This is a genomic window from Chamaesiphon sp. GL140_3_metabinner_50 (assembly GCF_025361915.1).
Lineage (GTDB): Bacteria > Cyanobacteriota > Cyanobacteriia > Cyanobacteriales > Chamaesiphonaceae > Chamaesiphon.
Genome location: NZ_JANYJC010000073.1, coordinates 1 through 6,366 on the forward strand (window position 1 = coordinate 1; position 6,366 = coordinate 6,366).

At 47.9% G+C, this 6,366-nt stretch carries 5 protein-coding genes and 1 pseudogene; 5 read left to right on the forward strand and 1 reads right to left on the reverse strand.

Features of this window, described 5'->3' with window-relative positions; translation table 11 throughout:
• Positions 1-539: pseudogene (locus tag Q0R35_RS03675) on the reverse strand (hypothetical protein); the annotation flags it as partial.
• A 226-nt stretch (positions 540-765) separates the two neighbouring features.
• Here Q0R35_RS03675 and sufR point away from each other — a divergent pair.
• The 5 genes from sufR (at position 766) to Q0R35_RS03700 (ending at position 6,230) form a co-directional block, all read left to right on the forward strand.
• Entirely contained in the window at positions 766-1,410 is a 645-nt protein-coding gene (sufR, locus tag Q0R35_RS03680; RefSeq protein WP_295614584.1) for an iron-sulfur cluster biosynthesis transcriptional regulator SufR, read from the forward strand.
• 24 nt (positions 1,411-1,434) lie between these two features.
• Positions 1,435-1,680: a hypothetical protein gene (locus tag Q0R35_RS03685; protein ID WP_295614586.1), complete on the forward strand. Its 246-nt coding sequence runs from the start codon at positions 1,435-1,437 to the stop codon at positions 1,678-1,680.
• A gap of 31 nt (positions 1,681-1,711) precedes the next feature.
• The gene (locus Q0R35_RS03690) at positions 1,712-2,299 is read left to right on the forward strand and encodes a Uma2 family endonuclease (RefSeq protein ID WP_295614588.1); all 588 of its coding nucleotides are present in this window, start codon (positions 1,712-1,714) and stop codon (positions 2,297-2,299) included.
• 173 nt (positions 2,300-2,472) lie between these two features.
• Positions 2,473-5,091 carry an ankyrin repeat domain-containing protein gene (locus Q0R35_RS03695; protein WP_295614589.1) on the forward strand — a complete coding sequence of 873 codons (2,619 nt, stop codon included), beginning with the start codon at positions 2,473-2,475 and terminating at the stop codon, positions 5,089-5,091.
• Positions 5,092-5,198: 107 nt separating this feature from the next.
• A complete protein-coding gene (locus Q0R35_RS03700; RefSeq protein WP_295614591.1) occupies positions 5,199-6,230 on the forward strand; it encodes an MFS transporter in 1,032 nt (343 codons plus the stop codon).
• Positions 6,231-6,366 lie beyond the last annotated feature (136 nt).

Below are 6,366 nucleotides of genomic sequence, written 5' to 3' on the forward strand. Positions count from 1 at the left end.
CTACCTGTGCCCGAAGAAACTGACTGATAGGCAATTAAACCCTCCGTCTGTAAGTCTTTGAGATGACGACGTACAGCTTCGGAAATCGAGCAGAATACCACGCCTTCTTTGGCTAATTGTGCCTTAAAGGTGGTGCCGATCGAGACGCTATCAAATACGGCATCGACGGCGACGTTCGAGAGCCGCTTTTGCTCGTTGAGGGAGATTCCCAATTTCTCAAATGTTTCGAGGAGAATGGGATCGACTTCATCCAAACTGTCCAATTTTTTGGCGGCTTGTTTGGGGGCGGAGTAATAGATGATATCCTGGTAATCGATCGCGGGATAGTCAACGTGCGGCCAAGTTGGTTCGGTCATCTTGAGCCATTGGCGGTAGGCGCGCAGTCGGAAGTCGAGCAGGAATTGTGGCTCGTCTTTTTTGGACGAAATCAGCCGCACGATATCCTCATTCAAGCCGCGCGGAATCTGGTCGGACTGAATATCAGTGACAAAGCCGTACTTATAGGGTTGATTGACTAAATTTTGGACTGCGCTACTCATCGATCGCCTGTGTTCTCTCTAGAATAAGGATGGTTAAGGTGTCTGGCTGGGACAGACAAAATATCGTATAATTAAACAATAAACTGATTGTTTAACTTAGTTATCCCTATTGTATCGTAATTTAACAACATAGTTGTTGCGAAAGTAGCAAAACTAGCGAAATTTTTAATAAGTTTTTTATATTCACACGTCTGCGCGCGACCATTTCTCCACAACCAGCACTGATATGATGACAGAGCAGCAATCATCCACCAAGCAGGATATCCTCGAATATCTCCTCAAACAGGGGCAAGCCATCGCTCAAGATTTGGCGACCGCACTAGATATCAGTCCCCAGGCGGTACGTCGCCACCTGAAAGATTTACAAACTGAAGATTTAATTGTCTACAAATCTGTAGCTGCTGGCACTGGTAGACCCCAACATATCTATCATCTCAGCCAGAAGGGACACGATCGCTTTCCCGATCGCTACGATAGGTTTGCGATCTCGTTCTTAGACACTCTAGTCGATAATCTCGGTTACGATCGAGCCAGTGAAATTATTCATCAACATTGGCAAAAGAAAAGCATCGATTACCGTCATAAGTTGGGTACGGGCGAATTGCCAGAACGGGTTGCCAAGCTAGTTGAATTACGCCGCCAAGAGGGGTATATGGCTGAGTACCACCCCTTAGAAGGACAAAATGACAAGTTTATCCTGACTGAATATAACTGCGCTATTTCGCAGGTAGCGACCTCGTTTCCGGCTGTGTGCGGACACGAATTAGAAATGTTTGCGGCTGCGCTAGCAGATTGTCAGGTAGAGCGCACGCACTGGCTGGTTGATGGCGGACATCAATGCGGTTATCTGATTTCGACGATCGATAGTTAATAATTAATCATCAGAATATTTCCAATGAGCGACGAAAAGTACTTAACGCACGCTGAGGCGGTAGAAGTAGAAACAGCATTGCTATCTACTCACGAGAAGTTTTTAACCCGAATTACAATTTCTTCGATGCGAATGCTCAAACAGATTGCTGATGAGGAACGGGTCGAAAAAATTGAAGATCTGACCCCGCAACAGATTATCAAATGGTTCGAGCGGGATGCAGAGTTGAAGCGATCTCAAGGTGATACGGCTGGCTCGTTACAATGGTAATATCTATTTAATTCATCGTGGGAATACTGCTATGACTACCATTACTAATCGGTTGACTTTTGCAGAGTATCTTAAATATACCGATGCTACCGACAGGCGTTACGAACTAGTCAATGGAGAGCTAATCCTAATGAGTTTGGGCACGGGACAACATGGTGCGATTATCAAATTTATCGAACGAATGTTGGAAACAGAGATTGCGAATCTAGATCGCGATTGGGTTGTTTTACCTGGATTAGTTGGCGTTCGCTCTCCCAAAGGTGGCAGATGGGATACCTGTCGGATTCCTGATGTGATGGTTTTGCCGCTGGAGCAATGGCGAGCTTTGCAAACTCGCGAGGCGGTTGTCGAATTAAATGAAGTTCCGCCGTTATTGGTAGTAGAAGTTGTGAGCGAATCGACAAAAACAGTTGACTATCGGGCTAAACGTACCGAGTATAGCGTTTTAGATATTCCTGAATATTGGATTGTCGATCCTTTACTGGAAAAAGTGACTGTTTTTACGCTGATGGAAGGTTGGTACGAACCGATCGAATTTCAAGGTGTCGATCTCATCCAATCGGCGACGTTTCCTAATTTACATCCGAGTGTCGAACAAATTCTCCGCCAGCAAATCTAAGTACCCTGATAGTGTCAAATTAGATATCTAGAGTAGTTATTCGAGCAGTGGGGAAAAATTTATGGGAAAAATTGCTCGATCGAGATTTTGGGGAATAATTTGGGAATGATAAAGGTGTGGATAGTGCTTAGGGCACATCACTTTTTTCCCCAGCCTACTTGGAACCAGCAATCATGAGTGTAGATCCTAAAACTCAGAGCTTATTTGACGCGATCGCCGCAGCTAGTTACGAGCGAGTTAAGTTCGCGATCGACACAGGCGTAGCCATCAATAGCCCGAACCAGCGCGGACAAACACCGCTAGCCGTTGCGTGCCGTCAGGGTAGTTTAGAAATCGTCGATTTGCTGGTTGCTGCTGGTGCCCAAATGCAAGCACCGAAAAATTCGGCGTTTCAACCGATTGTTAATCCAGTAGTAGTAATCCCTAATTCCAGCCTCACATCGGCATCAACCGATGCAGCTACCGAACCACTAGAACCACACAACGCCCGCCAGGTTCCGTTTGAAAATTTAATCGATCTGATTCATCAGCCGAGTACTAATCGGGCGACAGAAATCGAGCGAGTCATCCCAGTTGGGAACTTGCGCGCACCCACACAGATCGATCGTCTTGCTCCTGACTGGCAAGATATCGGCTCTGAGGCTGAGATGACATATACCTTCGATCTAGATGAAGTTTTTACGACCGATCGAGATCCCAATCTGCTGGCAAATTTGGATAGCACGGACATGTTCGAGCATGTTGAAATTACCACAACAGATCGACTTTCGCCGCGCGATCGAGAGTTAGATTTTGAAGCGAGCGAGACTTATGCTTTCGATCTGAGCTTGAATCTGGATCGACTCACCACTGACGATGCTGCAAGTTCAGATCGGCTCTCTACGCCAATGGGTGCATGGGAAGAGAACGAGACTTACATTGTCGAAAACTGCGATGGAGGCATCTCAGCTTTAGATCTAAACTTGAGTAATTTACCCCAGCAACAGCTAGATCGACGCATTTCCGATATCGATCGGCTGTTTGAAATGGATGAAAGTTATTTTACGCCAACAGAAACTTGGGAAGATGGTGAAACTTATGCCATCGATCTGGGCGATCTACAGCCAGCCGCCAATGCGGTGGATGTAGAGCCGTCGATCTCATCCGAATCCCACTTGCTCTCCGATCTCGATTCGAGCTTATTCCCTGTCATTGGTGGCGAAGATGAACCCGAATATTTTGTCGATACCCAAACTAGCACGGATATTTTTGGGCACAGCGACGCTCGACTAGAGCGAGAGCGAGAGCTGGCAGAACCAGTATACGAAGGAAATGCGACCAATACCTCACTAATGGCGGCGGCGATCGATGGCGATCTCGATTTAGTTCAACAGGCGATCGAAGCTGGCGCGAATCTCGATCGGTACGATTGGAATTTGGGTTATGCCCCATTAGGAATGGCGATCGAACGGGGACATCTGGATATCGTTCAATGTTTGCTGACTGCGGGAGCTAATGCCCAATGTGGGAGCGTTTCAACTACCGCTCTGGGTTTAGCCGCCGAAAGCGGCGCGGTAGAAATCGTGCAAATGCTCTTACCCAGAGGAGTCGATCTTAACGCGCCAGTCGGTCGAGATGGCTGGACGGCTCTATTATCGGCGATCGAGCGCGGACACCGGGCTGTGGTGCAATTATTAGTCGCGGCGGGGGCAAATGTAAACGTCTGGAGTCGCGGTGAAACGCCGATTTTATTGGCAGCCAAATGTGAAGATCGCGAGATTTATCACTATCTCTATCCCCTCGTCAATACGACGATTAGATTATGTGCCGATCGCGATGGCGAACAACTGCTCCAAGCCACCCGCAAACGCCGGATTCGCGCCCAAAATCGTCCGGTGGAGAAATTCATCGAAATGGCCACGATCGGCAATATTGACGAGATAAATCGGGCGATCGAGATTGGTGTAGAAATCGACGAACTCGGTGCGAAGGGACATACAGCACTAATGGCTGCGGCTTATTACGGACATCGATCGCTGGTGAATATTCTCTTAGCTGCGGGTGCCGATCCTAATCTCCTCAGCGATGATGATGGCTTGGGTGCTGGGATGACGGCACTAATGCTAGCTGCGGGGAGTTTCTTTGCCAGCAATCGTCAGCATGTCTTAAAGTTACTAATTGCTGGCGGTGCCGATGTCAATCAACGCGGTGCTGGGGGCAAAACAGCCATCTTCTATGCCGCGCTGGCTGGTGCTGGCTATGCCGATTGTGTTGAAACGATGGTTGCTGCTGGTGCAGATCTCCATCTGGTAGACGATCGGGGACATACCGTGCTTTCTGCTGTCGCTGCTGCTGAAAATTACCCGATGTTTAACCTGCTCATGCAAGCAGGTGCTTCGACGCTGGGACTAGAATCGGTGCAACTGATTCAAGCCGCAACGACAGGAAATACCGATCGCGTCCAATCGCTAGTGGCGGGTAATGTTAATTTAGATCTCGATCGCGGGGCGGCGATTGGGAATGCAGCAGCAGCCGGACATACCAAAATCGTCGAACTGTTGATCCGAGCCGGGGCTAATGTCAATTTGCGCGATAAATTAGGGTTCACGCCGATCGCTAGTGCTGCCTATGCAGGTTATGGTGAGATCGTGCAGCTACTCATCGAAGCAGGTGCCGATATTCAGGCTCCAGCGGGCGAATCGCAAAGTTATTCGGCTCTAGAATACGCCCAAATGGGTCTTTATCAATTCGAGCGATCGGATCTCCAACACGCCCAAATCGTCCGCCAGTTGCAGCAATTAGGTGCGCGATAATTTAGAGTTGTCATCCGATCGATAGAACAGTTAATGGCTATAAATGCGATACACTCCAGACATCGGTGTGTAATCTCATCTCAACCCGACTGCTATCGAGGTAACTTGTGGATTTAGGTCTAAACCCGGTAACTGTAACGCCCATCGAGTTAGAGACCAAACCATCTATTTCAACCGATCGGATTTCAACCACCGAGATTCGCCGCAGTTTAGTTGCATCCTCGATCGATGGAGTATTTGCGGCTATTTATGCCAACCTTACCAGTGGAGTATTGCTGAGTAATTTTTTAATCAAGCTCCAGGCAAATTCTTTTGAGGTGGGAATTTTAGCGGCGATTCCCATGTTGGCAAATGTCGTTCAACCGCTGGGAGCTTGGTGGGGAGAGCGCGCTCAAAGTCGGCGTAATTACTGCTCTATCGTTAATATTCCAGCGCGATGCGTCTGGATATTGCTGGCGATCGGGATTGCCTTATATACTCAACATTTACTCGACGATCGCGCTACGATCCTGTTGACGATGGTAGTGGTATCTGTCAGCCATCTACTCGGCGGACTCGGAAGTGCAACGTGGTTGAGTTGGATGGCGGCTTTGGTGCCCAGTAAATTGCGCGGTCGTTATTTTAGCATCCGCAATACTGCGGCTAATTTAACCAGTTTAATAGTGGTGGCGATCGCGGGTTTTTGGGTAGCAAATTATCCCAGAGGCGAAATTGAAGCTTATGAGATCGCTTTAGGAGTGGCGATCGTTGCAGGTATTGTCAGCATGGTTTATCAATGGCAGATGGTAGATATCAGCCCCGCAACACATGAAATCGCCAATTGGGATGACTTTGAAGATAATTCAATTTTAGCGGCTGTCAAGCCCGATCTAGCCACTATGGAAAGTCCATCGGCGATCGTCACTTTTCTCCAAGATCGGTACTTTCTAGGATTTACAATCTGTTTTAGTGCTTGGATGTTCGCACTCAATCTCAGCGCGCCATTTTTTAATCTCTACCTGCTCCAAAATTTAGCGATCGATGTCAGTTGGGTGACGCTCTATAATAGTTTGACATCGGCTGCTAATCTCGCTTTGCTGATTCCCTTTGGACGTTGGAGCGATCGGATCGGTACCCGCATTCCGCTGGACTTTCCATAGTGGCTAAATCGGGCTTGACAGCCGCTAAAATTGAATTATCTTCAAAATTATCCGAAGTGGCGATTTCATGTGTTGCGGGGCTGATATCTACCATCTGCCATTGATAAACCATGCTGACAATACCTGCAACGATCGC